Consider the following 20,079-nt stretch of genomic DNA (forward strand, 5'->3'; position numbering starts at 1 on the left):
AAGGATCGACCATGACTTTCTTCATCTTCCTGCTCGCCTGCATCGCCGCTGCCAGTACCGGCCTACTTTTCAAGCCCGGCGCCTGGTACGAATCCCTGGTCAAACCCAGCTTCACGCCGCCCAATTGGCTGTTTCCGGTCGCGTGGACCCTTATCTACCTGCTGCTGGCCTGGGCTGGTTATCGTCTCAGCCTGATTCCCGGCAGCCAAATCGTCCTGGCCTTGTGGGCAGCGCAGATTGCCTTGAATACGCTGTGGACGCCGGTGTTCTTCGGTGCCCATCGGATCCTCGCCGGGATGCTGATTATCGCGGTGCTGTGGGTGACCGTGGCGGCGATGGTGGTGTTGGCGGTGCGCCTGGACCTGATCACCGGCCTGATGCTGTTCCCTTACCTGGCGTGGTTGTGTGTGGCGGCGGCGCTGAACTTCTCGATCCTGCGCAATAACCGCTGATGGCGCCCAAACCCTGGTCCGCCAGTCAGCCTGAACTGGCCCAGATGCGTCGCTTCAACCAGAAACTCGCCTGGATGCCACGCTTTAAAATCCGCAATCGCGTGACGCCGCGTTTGATCCAGGCGTTGTTGCGGGTCAGCCAAAAGCTCAAGAAGGCCCCCGAGGCTGAAACCCGGCTCATCGGGACGGTGCCCGTGCGTATCCTGCGCCCACGCGGCCAACCCAAGGGCGTGGTGCTGGATATCCACGGCGGCGGCTGGGTAATCGGCAATGCGCAGATGGATGACGACCTCAACCTGGGCATGGTCAACGCCTGCGACGTGGCAGTGGTGTCGGTGGACTATCGGCTGGCGCTGGACACGCCGCTCGAGGGCCTGCTGGACGACTGCCTGACGGCCGCCCGTTGGTTGCTGGAGGACTGCGCTGAATTCGCCGACTTGCCGGTGATCGTCGTCGGTGAGTCGGCGGGTGGGCACCTGGCGGCAGCGACGTTATTGGCGCTCAAGCAATGGCCGCACTTGCTCCAGCGGGTCAGCGGGGCGGTGTTGTATTACGGCGTTTATGATTTGACCGGTACGCCGAGCGTGCGCACGGCGGGGCCGCAGACCTTGTTGCTGGACGGGCCGGGGATGGTTGCAGCGCTGCGTAGGCTGACGCCGGGGTTGACTGATGATGCGCGCCGCCAGCCGCGGTGGTCGCCGTTATATGGCGATTTCGCAGGGTTGCCGCCGGCGTTGATGTTTGTCGGCGAGTTGGACCCGCTCAAAGATGACACCTTATTGATCGCCGAGCGATGGCCTGGCGCTGAGGCGTATCTGCTGCCGGAGGCGGCGCATGGGTTTATCCATTTTCCCGTGGATATGGCGCGGGATGTGCTCGGCTACGCTCGCCAATGGATAGTCAACCGAATGGGCCATCAACTGGGGCGCAACCGCAGTATCTGCGCGCCATCGAACGGGTCTGTCAGGTAATGCGCCTGCACCCCGAAGGTCTCCTGTAACCGTTGCGGCGTCAGCACTTGCAGTGGTTTGCCGAGCGCCACCAATCGGCCGTGATCCAGCACGGCCAGGCGATCACAGGTCAGTGCCTGATTAAGATCATGCAATGCAATCAAGGTGGTCACGGGCAGCGCCTGCACGCCTTTGAGGATCGCCAGTTGATGCTGGATATCCAGATGGTTGGTGGGCTCGTCCAGCAACAGGATCTGCGGTCGTTGCGCCAGGGCGCGGGCGATGTGTACGCGCTGGCGTTCACCGCCCGAGAGGCTGCGCCAGGCACGCTGGCTGAGGTGCGTGGCGTCGACGTCATGCAAGGCTTGGTTGACGATGGCGTGGTCTTCGCTGGACCACGGGCTCAACGCCGACAGCCACGGCGTACGGCCCAGGGCCACAGCGTCGAACACGCGGATCGCGTCGTCGGTGTCGGCCTGTTGCTCCACCACCGCCAGCTGTTGGGCGATGGCACGGCGTGACAGTTCATTCAGGCGTTGGCCGCCCAAGCGTACTTCGCCGCTGGCCGGCGCGCGCAAACCGGCAAGCAGTTTGAGCAAGGTGGATTTGCCGGAACCGTTCGGCCCGACGATGCCCAGGGTTTCGCCCAGTTGAACATCCAGATGGATATCGCGCAGCAACTCGGCATCACGCACCTTGAAGCCCAGGCCGTTGCAGCTCAGCATACTCATCGCGCGTTCCTCCGACCGATCAGGATCAGCGCAAACACAGGCGCGCCGACCAGCGCGGTGACCACGCCGACCGGAATCACCTGGCCCTTGATCAAGGTCCGCGACAGCACATCGGCGGCGATCAGAAACAGCGCGCCGCCCAGCGCACTGGCCGGTAGCAGGCGCGAATGTCCGGTGCCGAGCAGCAGGCGCACTGCGTGGGGAATCACCAGCCCCACAAAACCGATGGAGCCGACAATCGATACCATCACCGCCGTCACCAGCGCTGCACAGCCCACCAACAGGAACTGCACACGACGTACCGGGATGCCGAGGGACGCCGCCGAGTCGGTGCCGAAGGTAAACGCATCCAGCGCACGGCGATGCCACAGGCACACCGCCAGGCCCAGGACCGCCACCGGCACCGCCAGCCATACCGAGGGCCAGCGTACGCCGCTGAGGTTGCCCAGCAGCCAGAACAGGATGCCCCGGGCCTGTTCGGAGCTGGCCGACTTGGTGATCAGGAAGGCGGTGAGGGCATTGAACAGCTGTGATCCGGCAATGCCGGCGAGGATGATCTGCCCGGTACCGCTGGCCGAACCGCTGGCGCGCGCCAGCAGAATCACCAGGGCAAACGCCGCCATGGCGCCGACAAAGGCGCCGGCCGACAGCGAAATCAAGCCGCCGCCGACGCCGATCAGCGCCACCAGGACGGCACCGGTCGAGGCGCCGGCGCTGATGCCCAGCAGGTACGGGTCGGCCAGCGGGTTACGCAGCAATGACTGCAAGATCACTCCGCACGTCGCCAGCCCCGCACCGCAGGCGGCGGCGACCAGGGTGCGGGTCAGACGGTAGTTCCACACCACGCCTTCATCGATCGGGTCCAGTGCGTAGCCGGCCGCCCACAGTTTGTTGGCGAGTACCTGCAACACCACCTGCGGTTCGATGGCGGTTTCACCAATGGCCACGCCCGCGAGGATCGCGAGCAGTAGCAGGATGAGGGCGAGCAAGGGACGGATCATTTCGGCAGGTCGTAGCCGTCGATGGCACCGGCCAGTTGTTCCAGGCCATCGAACGTACGCAGGCTGGCCTGCAGGGCCAGGGCGTCAATGATGATGATGCGGTTGTTTTTCACCGCATCCATGTTGCGGGTCACTGGGTCGGTGCGCAGGAACGCGAGTTTCTTTTCATGGTCGTCGGCCGGGTAGCGGCGGCGGTCCATGCGGGCGATTACCAGGAAGGTCGGGTTGGCCTTGGCCAGGGTTTCCCAGCCGACGGCAGGCCACTCTTCATCGGACTGCACCACGTTGGTCAGGCCCAGGGTGTCCAGCATGAACTGCGGAACGCCCTTATGCCCGGCCACGTAGGGGTCGCTGGCCATTTCGGCGCTGGAGAACCAGACCAATGCACTGGCCTGTTTGAGCCCTTTGCTTTGCGCGGTGGCAACGGATTTGGCCAGGCGTGCCTTGAGCTCATCGTTCACTTGTTGGCCGCGCGCCTGCACGTCGAAGATCTCGGCCAGTTGGCGGATGCTTTTATACACGGTGTCGATACGGAAAGGCTCCAGCCGCGTCCCGTCGGCACCCACCAGGTTGTCCTTGCCTTCGCAATCGGAGGGCAGCACGTAGGTGGGAATCTTCAGTTCAGCAAATTGCTCGCGGGTGCCGACCACACCTTGCGGGCCGACCACCCATTCCAGCTCGGCGGCCACCAGTTGCGGGCGCTTGGCGATCACGGCTTCGAAACTCGGCTCGTTGTTGGCCAGGCGCTCGACCTTGTCGTTCTGCACCTTGAACCGGGGCAGCACATCGTTGAACCACAGCGAGGTGCCGACCACTTTATCCGCCACACCCAAGGTGTAGAGCATTTCGGTGGCGGCCTGGCCGATGGTCACACTGCGCGCGGGGGCCTGTTGAAAGATGACGGGGTTGCCACAGTTTTCCACGGTCAGTGGGTACTGGGTGGGGGCGGCTTGGGCCAGGGCACAGAAGCCAAGGCCGGTGAGCAGTGCGCTAAAGCGTGGCAGCATGGGGCAATCTCCGTTTGAACCGTACAAGTAGCTGGGGAGGTACGGTCGTGGAAATACAGCCATTAACGCTGCCGATGGGGCAGGGCAAGGATGTCCTTCCCGGACACCCCGCCGGTTAGTGATCGAGCTTGGGCCGGCAGGTCTCCTGACTGATGCGTCGTCGCCAGGCTCCGGCCTTCCCGGACAAGGTCCAGTGGCATCCAGGAGCAGGCTCAGCACCTACAGTTGCGGGGGCAGTTCCGATTGACGCGGGTGGACCGCGCTTCGGATTCCCTATTAGTCCCGTTTGGGAACCGGCGCGGTATGGTAGTTGATTAGAGCGAGGTGAAATAGCCCAAGGTGGGCCTGCTCACAGACGAATGTCCTCTGGGCCCTGGATCAGCGCTTCGATCCGCGTGCCGGTGGCGCGTTCTTCGTTGCTGAAACCGTCGTAGTCGGCCAGGTTGGCGAAGCGGATGCCGGTCAGGCGTTCTATCTGGATCACGCTGCGCTGGTAGGTCCTGAGTTGGCCGAACACCAGGTCGAGCTGCCCCAGTTCGCGGGTTTGGTCGATCATGTAGGCGCTGGCGGACGGCTTGCCGTCGTCGTTGAGGTAGGCGACCACTTTCCAGAAGGCCTTGGGGATTTGCACGCCGCGGTACACGCGGTCATCGTCGGCGTACACCGGGCCGGTAAATACCGTGGCCCTGGCTTTCCAGCGTTGCGTGTTGTCCAGAATGTAGTCTTCGAGTTCCAGCCAGGTCTTCTGGTTGAACCCGCTCATCTGCGGCGAGCAGTTGGTGAAGTGGAAGGTGTCGAGGTTGGCGGTTTGCGCCACGTCACCCCAATTGGGATCTTGGCGGCGGACCAGATGGCCGCGATCCAGGCCATTGTTGGCATAAAGCGCGTCGCCTACCTGTGCTTCGATAGGCAAGCGACCGTCATAGGCCCAGCTGTCATTGCTGCGAATAATCTCCACGTGCTGGTTGCCGTCAATGTTGACGCCGACATACAGCGCGAGCCGTTTCGAGCGCGACATGGTGATCGAGAAGTGCGTGTAGTCCAGGCGCTCACCACCCCCCTTCAAGACCTGCACATCATCCGCCAAGGCCCCTTCAGCCGTGGGCCAGGGCACCACGAAACTGCCGAGGAAATCCTCTGCGTAGCCGTGCCGGTCCTTCAGGTCGTTGGCCGAGGTGACGCGGGGCGTCGCCGCCCGTGCCTCCAGCAGCGTGGGGCTCGCAGTGATCAACGGGCGCAGGTCAGCGAGCCGTGGGCGGTACGACAGGTCAATCTTGGCTTTACGTGCGGGCATCGGTAAGTCCTCCTTGGATAAACACGACTGCAACATAGGTTAATGACAATTGATGACACGCGTTAATCCCTGGGGGCTATCCTGAAACGGTTACCCGGACGTTCACCCCATGCCAACAAGGAGCCAGTTCATGTGTGATCACCCTTTGCGTAACCCGGTTTTTTGCCTGATCCCGCCCTATATGCTCGACCAGATCGCGCGCAACGGCGACAAGGCGCAGCGGGACGTCGCGTTACGTACCCGCGCCAAGGACAGCACGTTCCGCTCGCTGCGCATGGTCGCGGTGCCCGCCAAGGGGCCGGCCCGGCTGGCCTTGGCCATGGGCGCCGAGAAACAGCGTTCGATCTACAGCGCCGAGGGCAGCGACAGCCTGCCAGGAAAACTGATCCGTGGTGAAGGGCAGCCCGTGAGTGGTGATGCGGCGGTGGACGAAGCCTATGATGGCCTGGGCGCCACCTTCGATTTTTTTGAACAGGTCTTCGACCGCAACTCCATCGACGACGCGGGCATGGCGTTGGACGCGACCGTGCATTTTGGCCAGAACTACAACAACGCGTTCTGGAACTCGACCCAGATGGTGTTCGGGGATGGGGACGGCGAGTTGTTCAACCGCTTCACCGTGGCCCTCGACGTGATTGGCCATGAGTTGGCCCATGGCGTCACGGAGGATGAGGCCAAGCTGATGTATTTCAATCAGTCCGGGGCGTTGAACGAGTCGTTGTCGGACGTGTTCGGCTCACTGATCAAGCAATATGCCTTGAAACAAAAGGCTGAAGATGCCGATTGGTTGATCGGCAAAGGGTTGTTTACCAAAAAGATCAAAGGCACTGCACTGCGCTCGATGAAAGCCCCCGGCACTGCCTTTGACGACAAGTTGTTGGGTAAGGACCCGCAACCGGGGCACATGGATGATTTTGTCCAGACCTACGAGGACAATGGTGGGGTGCATATCAATTCCGGTATTCCCAACCATGCGTTCTACCAGGTGGCGACCAGGTTGGGTGGGTTTGCCTGGGAGCGCGCGGGGCGCATCTGGTATGACGCGCTGCGTGATGCGCGGCTGCGGCCTAATTCGGGGTTTGTGCGCTTTGCGCGTATTACTTACGATGTTGCGGGGCGCCTGTACGGCGTGAACAAGGACGAACAGAAGGCGGTCAAGGACGGTTGGCAAGCGGTCGGTATTGCTGTTTGACGTGAGGAGCAGCCATGCACATCTCAATCAAGGAAAACGGCGGGCCGGGGTTTTTCCCGGGCCTGGCCAAGCCGCGTACGGTGGAGCTGGATACACTGCCTGAGCAAGACCAGCAGGAATTGCGGCAACTGATCAAGGCTTCAGACTTCTTTGAGTTGCCGCCAAACAACCCGCCCGCGCCCGGTAACCCGGGCCAGGTGCACTACACCCTGACCGTGAGCGAGGGCCAGCGCGAACACACGGTCTGTGTGCTGGCGCCGGTGAAGTCCCAGGCGCTGGATGGGTTGGTGCAGTGCGTGCGCCGGCATGTGCGTGGCTGAGGCTGTTGAGGGCTGCTGCGCAGCCCCACGGGAGCGAGCTCCCTCGCCACAGGTAAGGTGTCGTAAGGGGACTGGCCGGGTTTACTTGCGATCCAGCCACACGGTCTGCGCATTGCAGAATTCCCGCACGCCGAAGTGCGACAACTCGCGCCCGAAACCACTTTTCTTCACGCCACCAAACGCCACTCGCGGGTCAGACACGCTGAATGCGTTGACGAAGATGCCGCCGGTTTCCAGTTGGTTGGCGATATCACGGGCCTTTGCCGCATCGGTGGTGAAGAGGCTCGCGGTCAGGCCGAATTCACTGTCGTTGGCCAGGGCTACCGCGTGCTCGGCGTCGCGGGCGGTGATGATCGAGGCCACAGGGCCGAACAGCTCCTGCCTGAATGAGGTCATCTGGTCGGTGACATTCGCCAACACGGTCGGCTCGTAGTAGTTGCCGGCACCTGCGACTTTGTTGCCACCCAGCAGCAGGGTCGCGCCTTCTTCCAATGTGGCCTGCACTTGACCGTGCAACTCGTCGCGCAGGTCAAAGCGTGCCATCGGGCCGATGTAGGTCTGGGACGAGGTCGGGTCGCCCATTACCAGTTTGCGGCTGGCTTCGAGAAATTTGGCGGTGAAAGCCTCCACGACGCCTGCTTCGATGATCAGGCGCTTGGCCGCGGCGCAGACTTGGCCACTGTTCTGGAAACGGCCAATCACGGCGGCCTGCACGGCGGCGTCGAGGTCGGCGTCGTTGAGTACGATGAACGGGTCGGAGCCGCCCAGTTCCAGCACGCATTTTTTCAGCGCGGCACCCGCCTGGGAGCCAATGGCAATACCTGCACGCACGCTGCCGGTGAGGGTGACGGCGGCGATGCGCGGGTCGGCAATCGCCTTGGAAACGCCCTCGTTCGTCACGTTGACCACTTCAAAAAGCCCGTCGGCGAAGCCGGCTTTCTGCAGCGCTTGCTGGATCAGGTAGGCGCTGCCCATGACGTTCGGCGCATGTTTGAGCACGTAGGTGTTACCGGCCAGCAAGGTCGGCACGGCGCCGCGCAGTACTTGCCACACCGGGAAATTCCACGGCATCACGGCGAAGATCGGGCCCAAGGGGCGATATTCGATCCGGGCGTTGCCGTTGTCCACGAGGGTCGGTTCCGGGGCGAGCATGGCCGGGCCGTGGGCGGCATACCATTCGCTGAGCTGGGCGCATTTTTCGATTTCAGCGCGGGCCTGGGCGATAGGTTTGCCCATTTCCAGGGTAATCATCTGCGCCATGGTTTCGGCCTGTTCGCGCAGGGTGGTGGCCAGGGCCAGCAGCAACTCGGCACGCTGGCTGACCGGCTGGCGGCGCCAGGTACGAAAGGCGTGGGTAGCGCGCTCGAGGGCTGCGTCCAGTTGCTGCTCGGTTTCGTAGGGATAGCTGCCGACCGTTTCGCCATTGGCCGGGTTGATCGAGAGGGCGTGGGTCGTCGGGTTCATGGCACCGTCCTGCTGAATGAGTGGAATGGGTTCAGCGTACGGGGCTGTATGTTTTCTGGAAACTGAATAATATTGAGCAATATATTCACGTTTGGAGAATGATTTGGACCTGGTGCAGCTGGAAATCTTCAAGGCGGTTGCCGAGCAGGGCAGCATCAGCGCCGCCGCTCAGTTGATTCATCGCGTGCCGTCGAACCTGACCACGCGCATCAAGCAACTGGAGCAGGACTTGGGCGTCGAGTTGTTTATCCGCGAGAAGAGCCGTCTGCGCCTGTCACCGGCCGGCTGGAATTTCCTCGGCTATGCGCGGCGCATTCTCGACTTGGTCCAGGAGGCCCGGGCGACGGTAGCGGGGGAGGAACCCCAGGGCACGTTTGCCCTTGGCTCCCTGGAAAGTACAGCCGCGGTGCGTATCCCGACGTTGCTGGCGGCGTATAACCAGCAGTACACCAAGGTCGAGCTGGACCTGAGCACGGGGCCGTCGGGCACGATGATCGAGGGGGTGCTGTCAGGTCGGCTGACCGCGGCATTTGTCGATGGGCCGGTGCTGCATGCCACGCTGGAAGGCGTGCCGGTATTCGAGGAGGAGATGGTGGTGATTGCGCCGTTGCATCACGCGCCGATCAACCGGGGGCAGGACGTGAACGGGGAGAGCATCTATACGTTTCGCTCGAACTGCTCTTACCGGCATCACTTGGAGCGCTGGTTTTCCCAGGATGGCGCGGTACCAGGCAAGATCTTCGAGATCGAGTCTTACCACGGCATGCTCGCCTGCGTCAGCGCCGGGGCCGGCCTGGCATTGATGCCGCGCAGCATGCTGGAAAGCATGCCGGGATTTGCCGCCGTGAGTGTGTGGCCGTTGGCGGACAATTTCCGCATTTTGCACACCTGGTTGATCTGGCGGCGGGGCACGGTGTCGCAGAGTTTGAACAGCTTCGTAAGACTTCTGGAAGAGCGTGGGCTGGAAATTTCGTAGATCAATGTGAGATCCACACGATTTAATCAGCCGCCGAACTGCAAGGTGCCCATGGCCAGCTTTGCCATCAGCGCCGTAGCGCCCAGTTGCACCAGCCACAGGGCCAACCCACCCAGAAACACTCCCAGCGCAACTTGCAGCACGAGGCTCTTCTGGCGCTTGGCGCGTGGTGCGCGCGGGGTGTAATCGTCGTCCAGTTCATCGCGGTCTGCGCGCAGGTCCAGGTCATCGTTTCTCATGAGGCTCTCACAGCAAAGGGGCAGTTGGGGTTCAGTCTAGGAGCTGCAGACGAAAAAGGGGAAGCCATCGGCTTCCCCCTTCGCGTGCAATGGCTACAGGCTTACAGCACCTGAACGATTGCCTTTGTGACGGCATCAATGTTCGATTGGTTCAACGCCGCCACACAGATACGCCCGGTATCCAGCGCGTAGATACCAAACTCGCTGCGCAGGCGGGTGACTTGTTCAACGGTCAGGCCCGAGTAGGAGAACATCCCACGCTGGCGACCGACGAAGCTGAAGTCATGACCTGGAGCCGCTTTGGCCAGGTCGGCGACCATCTGCTCACGCATGCCACGGATGCGCAGGCGCATTTCGGCCAATTCGGCTTCCCACTGGGCGCGCAGCTCAGGGTTGTTCAACACGGCTGCCACGATTGCCGCGCCGTGGGTTGGCGGGTTGGAATAGTTGGTACGGATCACGCGCTTGACCTGGGACAGGATGCGCGCGCTTTCTTCTTTGGATTCGCCGACGATGGACAACGCGCCGACACGTTCGCCGTACAGGGAGAACGACTTGGAGAATGAGCTGGACACAAAGAAGGTCAGGCCCGATTCAGCAAACAGGCGCACCGCTGCGGCGTCTTCGTGGATGCCGTCGCCAAAGCCCTGGTAGGCCATGTCGAGGAACGGCACCAGGTTCCTGGCCTTGACCACGTCCAGCACGTTCTGCCAGTCGGCCGGGCTCAGGTCGACGCCGGTCGGGTTGTGGCAGCAGGCGTGCAGCACGACGATCGACTGTGGCGGCAGGGCGTTGAGATCTTCCAGCAGGCCGGCACGGTTCACATCGTGGGTGGCGGCGTCGTAGTAGCGGTAGTTCTGCACCGGGAAGCCGGCGGTTTCGAACAGCGCGCGGTGGTTTTCCCAGCTCGGGTCGCTGATGGCGACGACGGCGTTGGGCAGCAGTTGCTTGAGGAAGTCGGCGCCAATCTTCAGGGCACCGGTACCGCCCACGGCCTGGACGGTGACGACGCGGCCGGCGCTCAGCAGTGGCGACTCGGCGCCGAACAGCAAGGTTTGTACGGCCTTGTCATAGGCGGCGATGCCGTCGATCGGCAAATAGCCACGGGCAGCGTGTTGCGCCACGCGAATGGCTTCCGCTTCGGCAACGGCACGCAAGAGTGGAATCTTCCCCTCCTCGTTGCAGTAAACGCCTACGCCAAGGTTGACCTTGGTGGTACGTGTATCGGCGTTGAATGCTTCGTTGAGGCCCAGGATAGGATCGCGTGGTGCCATTTCGACAGCGGAGAACAGGCTCATTTTTGCGGCAGCTCTATGGGGGAAAGGAGGGACGTGTCGCGCTCCGGCCGAAGGCACTAGAGCGGTGCACAAACGGGGAGCTAGTATAGAGGCCATCACCGCTTGAGGCGACAACCGAAACGGCTTTTCGGCCAAGTTTTTCGGTTTATTTGCTGACCGTTAGTCTTATTGCAACATTGATTCCGAACGGCAAGTAGGACGATTGCCTTGAAACCCGTCACATTCGCCACCAGTTCTATGGCTATCATGATCTTTTCCTACTCCCCGCGCTGAATCTTCGCGGAGGGTGGTCTATTTCGTCCTCGACGGGTTTACAGTCTGGGGGTGACTTCACGAGGTACGTTATGTCGGATTTCCAACTCGTCACCCGCTTTGAACCCGCCGGCGATCAGCCGGAAGCCATTCGCCAGATGGTCGAGGGTATCGAGGCCGGCCTGGCGCACCAGACGTTGCTCGGGGTAACCGGTTCGGGCAAGACCTTCAGCATCGCCAACGTCATCGCCCAGATCAATCGCCCGACCTTGGTGCTGGCACCGAACAAGACCCTGGCCGCGCAGTTGTACGGCGAGTTCAAGGCATTCTTCCCGAACAATGCGGTGGAGTACTTCGTTTCCTACTACGACTACTACCAGCCCGAGGCCTACGTACCGTCGTCCGACACCTTTATCGAAAAGGATGCGTCGATCAACGACCACATCGAACAGATGCGGCTGTCGGCGACCAAGGCGTTGCTCGAGCGCAAGGACGCGATCATCGTCACCACGGTGTCGTGCATCTATGGCCTGGGCAGCCCGGAAACCTATTTGAAGATGGTGCTGCACGTCGACCGCGGCGACAAACTCGACCAGCGCGAACTGCTGCGCCGCCTGGCCAGCTTGCAGTACACCCGTAACGACATGGACTTTGCCCGCGCCACATTCCGCGTGCGTGGCGACGTGATCGACATCTACCCGGCCGAATCCGACCTGGAAGCGATCCGCATCGAGCTGTTTGACGATGAAGTCGAGAGCCTGTCGGCTTTCGACCCGTTGACCGGCGAGGTGATCCGCAAGTTGCCGCGCTTTACCTTCTATCCGAAAAGCCATTACGTGACGCCCCGTGAAACCCTGATGGGCGCCATTGAGGGGATCAAGGTCGAGCTGGCTGAACGTCTGGAATACTTACGCGCCAATAACAAGCTGGTAGAGGCCCAGCGCCTGGAGCAGCGCACCCGCTTCGACCTGGAGATGATCCTGGAGCTGGGCTACTGCAACGGGATCGAAAACTACTCGCGCTACTTGTCGGGCCGTGAAGCCGGTGCGCCGCCGCCGACCCTCTACGATTATCTGCCGCCCGACGCTTTGCTGGTGATCGACGAATCCCACGTCAGCGTGCCGCAGGTCGGCGCCATGTATAAGGGCGACCGTTCGCGTAAAGAAACGCTGGTGGAATACGGCTTCCGTCTGCCTTCGGCGCTGGATAACCGGCCGATGCGCTTTGATGAATGGGAGGCCATCAGCCCGCAGACCATTTTCGTCTCCGCTACGCCGGGCAACTACGAAGCCGAGCATGCCGGCCGCGTGATCGAACAGGTGGTCAGGCCGACGGGCCTGGTCGACCCACAGGTGGAAATCCGCCCGGCGTTGACCCAGGTGGACGACCTGCTGTCGGAAATCAACAAGCGCGTGGCCGTGGAGGAGCGGGTGCTGGTGACCACGCTGACCAAGCGCATGGCCGAAGACCTCACCGACTACCTGGCCGACCACGGCGTGCGCGTGCGCTACCTGCACTCGGACATCGACACCGTGGAGCGCGTGGAAATCATCCGCGACCTGCGCCTGGGCACCTTTGATGTGCTGGTGGGCATCAACCTGTTGCGTGAAGGCCTGGATATGCCGGAAGTGTCACTGGTGGCGATCCTGGATGCGGACAAGGAGGGCTTCCTGCGATCGGAGCGCTCGTTGATCCAGACCATTGGCCGAGCTGCGCGTAACCTCAATGGGCGTGCGATTCTCTACGCCGACCGCATGACGGGCTCCATGGAGCGGGCGATTGGCGAGACCGAGCGGCGTCGCGATAAGCAGATTGCCTTCAACCTCGCCAATGGCATTACGCCCAAGGGCGTATTCAAGGACATCGCCGATATCATGGAAGGCGCCACTGTGCCCGGCTCGCGCAGCAAGAAACGCAAGGGGATGGCCAAGGCGGCCGAGGAGAGCGCCAAGTACGAGAACGAACTGCGTTCGCCGAGTGAGATCACCAAGCGTATTCGGCAGTTGGAAGAGAAGATGTACCAATTGGCGCGGGATCTGGAGTTTGAGGCGGCGGCGCAGACACGCGATGAGATTGGCAAGTTGCGTGAGCGGCTGTTGGCTGTCTGATTTGCGCTGAGTCCGCCGGCCTCATCGGGGGCAAGCCCCCTCCCACCTTGACCGCATTCTCATGTTGGAAATCGGTCGGAGTGGGAGGGGGCTTGCCCCCGATGGCATCCCCTCGGTTTTCCAGAAATCACCCAGGCTGTTACCATTCGCCCCTTGTTTCAATTTTCAGTTTTATCGCCCATTCGAGACCTGCCATGACCACCGTCCGCACGCGCATTGCGCCATCGCCTACTGGGGATCCCCACGTCGGCACTGCTTACATCGCCTTGTTCAACTACTGCTTTGCCAAGCAGCACGGTGGTGAATTCATCCTGCGGATCGAAGACACCGACCAACTGCGTTCTACCCGCGAGTCGGAACAGCAGATTTTCGATGCCCTGCGCTGGCTGGGCATTACCTGGGCGGAAGGCCCGGACGTCGGCGGCCCGCACGGTCCGTATCGCCAGAGCGAGCGTAGCGACATCTACAAGCAGTACACCCAGCAATTGGTCGACATGGGGCACGCGTTCCCCTGCTTCTGCACCGCAGAGGAACTGGACCAGATGCGTGCCGAGCAAATGGCACGCGGCGAAACCCCGCGCTACGACGGCCGTGCGCTGTTGTTGTCGAAAGAAGAAGTGGCTCGGCGCCTGGCTGCAGGCGAGCCGCACGTCATCCGCATGAAAGTGCCGAGCGAAGGCGTGTGCGTAGTGCCGGACATGCTGCGCGGTGACGTCGAGATCCCGTGGGACCGCATGGACATGCAGGTGCTGATGAAGACCGACGGCCTGCCGACGTACTTCCTGGCCAACGTGGTCGACGACCACCTGATGGGCATCACCCATGTGCTGCGTGGCGAAGAATGGCTGCCGTCGGCGCCGAAGCTGATCCTGCTCTATGAGTACTTCGGCTGGGAGCAGCCGCAGTTGTGCTACATGCCGCTGCTGCGTAACCCGGACAAGAGCAAGTTGTCCAAGCGCAAGAACCCGACCTCGGTGACCTTCTACGAGCGTATGGGCTTCATGCCGGAGGCGATGCTCAACTACCTGGGCCGCATGGGCTGGTCGATGCCGGACGAGCGTGAGAAGTTCTCGCTGCAGGAAATGGTCGACAACTTCGACCTGTCCCGGGTGTCGCTGGGTGGGCCGATCTTCGATATCGAGAAACTGTCGTGGCTCAATGGCCAGTGGCTGCGTGATCTGCCGGTGGAAGAGTTCGCCAGTCGTGTGCAGCAATGGGCGTTGAACCCCGAGTACATGATGAAGATCGCACCGTTGGTGCAGGGCAGGGTGGAGACGTTCAGCCAGGTCGCACCGTTGGCCAGCTTCTTCTTTGCCGGTGGCGTGAACCCGGATGCCAAGCTGTTCGAGTCCAAGAAGCTCTCGGGCGATCAGGTTCGCCAGTTGATGCAACTGATCCTGTGGAAGCTCGAAAGCCTGCGTCAGTGGGAGAAGGAGGCGATTACCGCAACGATCCAGGCGGTGGTTGAATCCCTTGAACTGAAATTGCGTGATGCCATGCCGCTGATGTTTGCCGCGATCACCGGGCAGGCCAGTTCGGTGTCGGTGCTCGATGCGATGGAAATCCTCGGCCCGGACCTCACGCGTTTCCGTCTGCGCCAAGCCCTTGATTTGCTTGGTGGTGTGTCGAAGAAAGAAAACAAAGAGTGGGAAAAGCTGTTGGGCGCGATTGCTTAAGCAGGCTGTGGTAACGGCGAAACCCAGGTTTTCCGGGGTTTCGCCGGTAAGTGTTTGTTATCCCGGCAAAAAATTTTGGAAATTGTTGAAAATAAATTTGACACACTTCCAAACCGCCATTAAGATTCGACCCGTCCTCACCGATGAGGGGCTATAGCTCAGCTGGGAGAGCGCTTGCATGGCATGCAAGAGGTCAACGGTTCGATCCCGTTTAGCTCCACCAATTACAGGTTCAAGGTCTGGCCACACCGTCCTTGAATCGATCAGCTCTCAGCGCTGATCAGTTGTTCAGAAGGTTTTGTCCCCTTCGTCTAGTGGCCTAGGACACCGCCCTTTCACGGCGGTAACAGGGGTTCGAGTCCCCTAGGGGACGCCAGTTTCAACAAGCAGTTCGAAAGGTCTGCTGCGCCGCGAGGCGAAAAATCCGGGGCTATAGCTCAGCTGGGAGAGCGCTTGCATGGCATGCAAGAGGTCAACGGTTCGATCCCGTTTAGCTCCACCAATTTACAGGTTCAAGGTCTGGCCACACCGTCCTTGAATCGATCAGTTCTCAGCACTGATCAATGTACAGAAGGTTTATGTCCCCTTCGTCTAGTGGCCTAGGACACCGCCCTTTCACGGCGGTAACAGGGGTTCGAGTCCCCTAGGGGACGCCACGATTACCCGCTATGCGGGATTTTAAAGGGTCATTCAATTATTGAATGGCCCTTTTGTTTGTCTGGCGTTCAGCCAACTCTCTCCTTTATTTCAATCTTCTCTTCTGACCAGCGGTCATGCTTGTCGCTTGCGCAATATTATTATGGTAATAATATTCAACCCATGAGAGAGGGAGGCAACGATGAGTGATAAAAAAGCGCAAACCCGCGAACGCATTCTGCAAGCTGCCAGCGCTGCATTGATCCAGCGTGGCCCTGCCGAGCCTAGTGTGGGTGAAGTCATGGGCGCCGCCGGGCTTACGGTTGGCGGTTTCTATGCGCACTTTGAAAGCAAGGACGCGCTGATGCTGGAGGCATTCACCCAGTTATTGGCGAGGCGGCGTGCATCGATTGACGATATGGATGCGCAGCTCACGGGTGAGGAGCGCAGAAGTCTGGTGGCGGCGTTTTATCTGTCGCGCAAACACCGCGACTCCACCGCCCAGGCGTGCCCCATACCGGCGACCGTCGGTGAGATGAGCCGCCTGCCGGACGAATTTCGCCATGCCCTGAATGAGCACGTGGAGCTGATGGCCGCGCAACTGGCCGCCAGTCCTGAAGACACTGACAAAGCCCTGGCTGACATGGCGTTGATGATCGGTGGCTTGGCCTTGGCGCGTGCCCTGGGCCCGGGCGAGCTGTCTGACCGTGTGTTACGCGCAGCCAAGTCGGCGGTGCGCTAAATAAGGAGAGGAGTTCCAGCATGGGCGCACTGACCTGGGTTCGTGGCTTCAACCGCACTGTCGGCCGCTTGGCGCCGCACACCGTGGCGAGCAAGATGCGTCGCACCTTCATGACCCCGCGTGACCTGCCTGCGCGTGATTGGGAGTTGCCGCTGCTGGCCCAATCTGAGCGCATCACTTTGCGTTTCGGCCTGTCTGCGCTGCGATGGGGGCAAGGGCCCGCCGTTTTGCTGATGCACGGCTGGGAAGGGCGCCCCACGCAGTTCGCCAGCTTGATCACGGCGTTGGTGCGCGAGGGGTATTCGGTCATCGCGCTGGAAGGGCCTGCCCATGGACGTTCGCCGGGGCGTGAGGCGCATGTGTTGCTGTTTGCCCGCGCCATGCTGGAAGCCGCAGCCGAATTGCCACCGCTGCATGCGGTGATCGGCCATTCCATGGGCGGTGCCAGTGCCATGCTGGCTGTTCAATTGGGCCTTCGGACCGAGGCGTTGGTCAGTATCGCTGCGCCGTCGCGTTTCCTGGATGTGCTGCGCGGGTTCGCCGGCATGGTCGGTTTGCCGCCACGGGCACGCTCGGCCTTTATCCAGGAGGTCGAATGGGCCTTCGGCATGCCGCTCAAGCATCTGGATGTCGCTCACTACCAAATGAATATGCCGGGTCTGATCGTGCATGCCGAAGACGATACATTCGTGCCGGTCAGGGCTTCTCAGGCCATCCACGAGGCGTGGTTCGACAGCCGGCTGTTGCGCCTGGAAAGTGGGGGGCACCAGAAAGTGCTGGCCGATCCCCGAGTGATCGACGGCGTACTGAGCCTGCTCGCCGGTTGTCATCTACAGGCACGGCAAACCGCCTGATACACTGCTCCCGCCGACATTAATCGACTGGAGCAAGGCATGGGCTGGGATTTGGCAACGCCGTTTATCATCGATCTGCAGGTTGCCCCTGAGGACATTGATGGCCTGGGGCACGCCAACAATGCGGTGTATGTGTCCTGGTTGGAACGTTGCGCCTGGCGTCATTCCCAGCGTCTGGGGCTGGACCTCACCGAGTACCGTCGCCTGGATCGTGCGATGGCCGTGGTCCGCCATGAGATCGATTACCTGGCGGCGGGTTATGAAGGTGACGAGCTTCAACTGGCCACCTGGATCGTCGATTGGGACCAGCGCCTGAAAATGACCCGTCGTTTCCAACTGGTGCGCCCCCGCGACGGCGTGACGCTGCTGCGTGCGCAAACCACCTTTGTCTGTATCGAGCTGTCCAGCGGCAAGCCCAAGCGCATGCCCGTCGAGTTTCTTGAAGGTTATGGCCCCGCCCTGACAGGGGGTTAACGGTTGCCGCAGGAAACCCAGTAAACTGCGCGACGATTTTTGTTGAGTGTTTCCCATGCAAATTGCTTTGGCGCCCATGGAGGGGTTGGTCGACAACATCCTGCGGGACGTATTGACCCGCGTGGGCGGTATTGATTGGTGCGTGACCGAGTTCATCCGCGTTAACGACCGCCTGCTCACGCCTGCCTATTTCCATAAACTTGCCCCGGAACTGCTGCACGGTGCCCACACCGCAGCCGGTGTGCCGTTGCGCGTGCAATTGCTTGGCTCCGACCCGGTCTGCCTGGCGGAAAACGCTGCCCTTGCCTGCGAACTGGGCTCCGAGGTGATCGACCTGAACTTCGGCTGCCCGGCCAAGACCGTCAACAAGTCCCGTGGCGGCGCGGTGCTGCTCAAGGAACCGGAGCTGCTCAACCAGATCGTCGAACACGTACGCCGTGCGGTTCCGGCGCATATCCCGGTCACCGCCAAGATGCGCCTGGGCTTCGACAGCCCGGACGGCGCGCTGGTCTGCGCCACGGCCCTGGCCGAAGGTGGCGCGGCGCATATCGTGGTGCATGCGCGCACCAAGACCGACGGTTACAAGCCACCGGCCCACTGGGAATGGATCCCGCGAGTACAGGACGTGGTCAAGGTGCCGGTGTTCGCCAACGGCGATATCTGGAGCGTGGAAGACTGGCGGCGTTGTCGCGAAGTCAGTGGCGCCGAGGACATCATGCTCGGCCGCGGCCTGGTAGCACGCCCAGACTTGGCACGGCAGATCGCCGCCGCGCGGGCCGGCGAGGAAGTCGTGGAGATGACCTGGGCGCAGATGCAGCCCATGCTTCAGGACTTCTGGAGCCAATCGGTGGCGCAACTGACCGAGCGCCAGGCGCCAGGCCGTTTGAAGCAGTGGCTGGCAATGTTGACGCGCAATTATCCGCAAGCGGTGGAACTATTCACCGCGATGCGTCGCGAGACGGAGCTGGTGGCGATCAGCCGGTTGTTGGGCATGCCGCATCCTGCCGCGGCCGCGTAACGCACAGACACCTCTAGCAAGGGCGCCATTGGCGCCCTTTTTTATGGTGAAACGTAACTGTTGGAACCGAACAGCGCGTCACTCCACGAACATCGGGGCATACACCTCAGGAATCTGGCCCATGAATGCTTCAAGCTTAAACCCCGCTGTTTCTGTAGCCCATCCTCAAATGATGTCGTGCACTGGGCCGGCTGCCGGGAAGACGCAGCCTGTCGTGAATACCTTCAAAGTCGCCGAGCGGCGGTTTGGTGAGCACTTCGACGGCAGCACCCACGCGGCCGTCATCCAACTGATGATGGCGACACTCGGCCCCACGCCAGCCGATATGTTCGAGCACGTAACGCCTTCGGGTGACGGCTATGACGTCACGATGAAGGATGAATACAAGGTTCATGTCACGCAGGATGAACTGAGGCAGGCAGCGCAGGCATCCAGGTTCAGCGGCGATGACAGCGAGGCGGTGAGGGCGGCCAACTTCGCGTTGGCGGTGTTTGTGAAGCGCAAGCAGCAAGTCGGCGATTACGCCAGTTTTGAGGCGGCATTGGCCAAGACACTCCAGGGCGAAACCACCCTGCGGTGCTTACAGGGCATGGGCGTGTATGGCCTGTCCCAGTATGTACCACCGAGCGAAATGATCGGCGAGGGCGTGGTGGCAGTGACGGGCACTCGACAGTTTGGCAGTGCGCTGGTGGTGGGTGGGGTGGGGCACGACTACGATCGGGCGAGCCCGGTGAGCAATCGTTATGGCTACAGGCTGTTTGCCGACAAGCCTCGCACGGGCGCCGCAGCGCACAAAGTGTTGGCGGGTCAAAAGCCGAAAGATGTCTTGAGCGGCTTCTTCCAGGGCGCGCCGGGTAATTGCGTGACGGTGTCGGCGATCAAGGCCGCCATGATGCGGTTCGGACAAAATCCTCACAATATTTTTCGGCAGGTCACTGCGGTGCCTGGTGGGTATGAAGTGGTCATGCGCGATAGCTTCAGCCTGCGGCTCACCCATGAAGAGATCAACCAAGCCAGGGCCGCCTCAGGGCTGGCCGGTAGTGACCAGCGTCTGCTCGACGACGCCAACTTCCTGTACGCCGTAAGTGCCAAGCGTGCGCAGTTGAAGAACAACGATTTCCGTGCCGGCCAGAGCTATGCAGCCGCCTTGGAGACGCTCAACGATGGCGAATTTCCAGGGCAGGCCCTGCGCCGACTGGGGCTGTTTGGTTATCTACGGGAAAGTGATGTGAGTGAATTGGCCAAAGGCGCCATCGGCACACTGGCGGACGGTCACCATTCGGTGGTCGTCATTGACGGTGTGCTCGACTTTTACGGGCAAAAACATGACCTGGCTTCGTCCGAATGGATGAACACGGGGTTCCGTGCGTTGAAGCTGGTTTGACAGGCGCCGGG

Annotated in this window: 19 protein-coding genes, 4 tRNA genes and 1 riboswitch; of the genes, 16 read left to right on the forward strand and 7 right to left on the reverse strand. The window is 61.4% G+C overall.

Annotated elements, in window-relative coordinates; all coding sequences use genetic code 11:
- Positions 1-11 precede the first annotated feature (11 nt).
- Together tspO and JBE38_RS02560 are read left to right on the forward strand one after the other, a co-directional pair.
- Entirely contained in the window at positions 12-452 is a 441-nt protein-coding gene (gene tspO, locus JBE38_RS02555) for a tryptophan-rich sensory protein TspO (protein ID WP_060755810.1), read from the forward strand.
- Entirely contained in the window at positions 452-1,423 is a 972-nt protein-coding gene (locus JBE38_RS02560) for an alpha/beta hydrolase fold domain-containing protein (protein ID WP_205343495.1), read from the forward strand. The genes tspO and JBE38_RS02560 overlap by 1 nt, the downstream gene beginning before the upstream one ends.
- Here JBE38_RS02560 and JBE38_RS02565 read toward each other — a convergent pair.
- The 4 genes from JBE38_RS02565 to JBE38_RS02580 all read right to left on the reverse strand — a co-directional run bounded on the left by JBE38_RS02565 (position 1,369) and on the right by JBE38_RS02580 (position 5,435).
- Positions 1,369-2,133: an ABC transporter ATP-binding protein gene (locus JBE38_RS02565; RefSeq protein ID WP_205343496.1), complete on the reverse strand. Its 765-nt coding sequence runs from the start codon at positions 2,131-2,133 to the stop codon at positions 1,369-1,371. The genes JBE38_RS02560 and JBE38_RS02565 overlap by 55 nt on opposite strands.
- Entirely contained in the window at positions 2,130-3,134 is a 1,005-nt protein-coding gene (locus tag JBE38_RS02570; RefSeq protein WP_205343497.1) for a FecCD family ABC transporter permease, read from the reverse strand. The genes JBE38_RS02565 and JBE38_RS02570 overlap by 4 nt, the downstream gene beginning before the upstream one ends.
- Positions 3,131-4,141 carry an ABC transporter substrate-binding protein gene (locus JBE38_RS02575; RefSeq protein ID WP_205343498.1) on the reverse strand — a complete coding sequence of 337 codons (1,011 nt, stop codon included), beginning with the start codon at positions 4,139-4,141 and terminating at the stop codon, positions 3,131-3,133. The genes JBE38_RS02570 and JBE38_RS02575 overlap by 4 nt, the downstream gene beginning before the upstream one ends.
- A gap of 118 nt (positions 4,142-4,259) precedes the next feature.
- Positions 4,260-4,454, reverse strand: a riboswitch (cobalamin riboswitch).
- 36 nt (positions 4,455-4,490) lie between these two features.
- Complete coding sequence (locus tag JBE38_RS02580) at positions 4,491-5,435, reverse strand: DNA/RNA non-specific endonuclease (RefSeq protein ID WP_060755805.1); 945 nt, start codon at positions 5,433-5,435, stop codon at positions 4,491-4,493.
- A 130-nt stretch (positions 5,436-5,565) separates the two neighbouring features.
- On the opposite strand from JBE38_RS02580, the gene JBE38_RS02585 reads away from it, so the two are divergent.
- Both JBE38_RS02585 and JBE38_RS02590 read left to right on the forward strand, forming a co-directional pair.
- Positions 5,566-6,627: a M4 family metallopeptidase gene (locus JBE38_RS02585; RefSeq protein WP_060755804.1), complete on the forward strand. Its 1,062-nt coding sequence runs from the start codon at positions 5,566-5,568 to the stop codon at positions 6,625-6,627.
- Between the two features lie 14 nt (positions 6,628-6,641).
- A complete protein-coding gene (locus JBE38_RS02590; RefSeq protein ID WP_104994338.1) occupies positions 6,642-6,947 on the forward strand; it encodes a protealysin inhibitor emfourin in 306 nt (101 codons plus the stop codon).
- Positions 6,948-7,028: 81 nt separating this feature from the next.
- On the opposite strand, the gene JBE38_RS02595 is transcribed toward JBE38_RS02590, so the two are convergent.
- Positions 7,029-8,411: an aldehyde dehydrogenase family protein gene (locus JBE38_RS02595; protein WP_205343499.1), complete on the reverse strand. Its 1,383-nt coding sequence runs from the start codon at positions 8,409-8,411 to the stop codon at positions 7,029-7,031.
- Positions 8,412-8,514: 103 nt separating this feature from the next.
- Here JBE38_RS02595 and ptrR point away from each other — a divergent pair, with 103 nt between their 5' ends.
- The gene (gene ptrR / locus JBE38_RS02600; protein WP_090369782.1) at positions 8,515-9,387 is read left to right on the forward strand and encodes a putrescine utilization regulator PtrR; all 873 of its coding nucleotides are present in this window, start codon (positions 8,515-8,517) and stop codon (positions 9,385-9,387) included.
- A gap of 26 nt (positions 9,388-9,413) precedes the next feature.
- Here ptrR and JBE38_RS02605 read toward each other — a convergent pair whose 3' ends face one another.
- Positions 9,414-9,626 (reverse strand): hypothetical protein, encoded by a 213-nt coding sequence (locus JBE38_RS02605; RefSeq protein WP_060755801.1) that lies wholly within the window; start codon positions 9,624-9,626, stop codon positions 9,414-9,416.
- 101 nt (positions 9,627-9,727) lie between these two features.
- Positions 9,728-10,924, reverse strand: coding sequence for an amino acid aminotransferase (locus tag JBE38_RS02610; RefSeq protein ID WP_060755800.1), 1,197 nt, complete (start codon positions 10,922-10,924; stop codon positions 9,728-9,730).
- A 344-nt stretch (positions 10,925-11,268) separates the two neighbouring features.
- Between JBE38_RS02610 and uvrB the strand changes: the two genes are divergently transcribed.
- The 11 genes from uvrB (at position 11,269) to JBE38_RS02665 (ending at position 20,068) form a co-directional block, all read left to right on the forward strand.
- Complete coding sequence (uvrB, locus tag JBE38_RS02615; protein ID WP_205343500.1) at positions 11,269-13,284, forward strand: excinuclease ABC subunit UvrB; 2,016 nt, start codon at positions 11,269-11,271, stop codon at positions 13,282-13,284.
- Between the two features lie 194 nt (positions 13,285-13,478).
- Positions 13,479-14,960 carry a glutamate--tRNA ligase gene (gene gltX, locus JBE38_RS02620; RefSeq protein ID WP_090369783.1) on the forward strand — a complete coding sequence of 494 codons (1,482 nt, stop codon included), beginning with the start codon at positions 13,479-13,481 and terminating at the stop codon, positions 14,958-14,960.
- A gap of 147 nt (positions 14,961-15,107) precedes the next feature.
- Positions 15,108-15,183 (forward strand) — tRNA-Ala (locus tag JBE38_RS02625).
- Positions 15,184-15,260: 77 nt separating this feature from the next.
- Positions 15,261-15,336: transfer RNA gene (locus JBE38_RS02630), tRNA-Glu, on the forward strand.
- Between the two features lie 50 nt (positions 15,337-15,386).
- Positions 15,387-15,462 (forward strand) — tRNA-Ala (locus tag JBE38_RS02635).
- 78 nt (positions 15,463-15,540) lie between these two features.
- Positions 15,541-15,616: transfer RNA gene (locus JBE38_RS02640), tRNA-Glu, on the forward strand.
- Between the two features lie 182 nt (positions 15,617-15,798).
- Positions 15,799-16,338 carry a TetR/AcrR family transcriptional regulator gene (locus JBE38_RS02645; RefSeq protein ID WP_060755797.1) on the forward strand — a complete coding sequence of 180 codons (540 nt, stop codon included), beginning with the start codon at positions 15,799-15,801 and terminating at the stop codon, positions 16,336-16,338.
- Between the two features lie 20 nt (positions 16,339-16,358).
- Positions 16,359-17,192 (forward strand): alpha/beta fold hydrolase, encoded by an 834-nt coding sequence (locus tag JBE38_RS02650; protein ID WP_060755796.1) that lies wholly within the window; start codon positions 16,359-16,361, stop codon positions 17,190-17,192.
- A gap of 39 nt (positions 17,193-17,231) precedes the next feature.
- Positions 17,232-17,666, forward strand: coding sequence for an acyl-CoA thioesterase (locus tag JBE38_RS02655; RefSeq protein ID WP_060755795.1), 435 nt, complete (start codon positions 17,232-17,234; stop codon positions 17,664-17,666).
- 55 nt (positions 17,667-17,721) lie between these two features.
- A complete protein-coding gene (locus tag JBE38_RS02660) occupies positions 17,722-18,684 on the forward strand; it encodes a tRNA dihydrouridine synthase (RefSeq protein WP_060755794.1) in 963 nt (320 codons plus the stop codon).
- Positions 18,685-18,898: 214 nt separating this feature from the next.
- Positions 18,899-20,068, forward strand: coding sequence for a hypothetical protein (locus JBE38_RS02665; protein WP_342592902.1), 1,170 nt, complete (start codon positions 18,899-18,901; stop codon positions 20,066-20,068).
- Positions 20,069-20,079 lie beyond the last annotated feature (11 nt).

Origin of the sequence: Pseudomonas sp. ICBG1301, from assembly GCF_016918385.1 — a bacterium.
Classification (GTDB): Bacteria; Pseudomonadota; Gammaproteobacteria; order Pseudomonadales; family Pseudomonadaceae; genus Aquipseudomonas; species Aquipseudomonas palleroniana.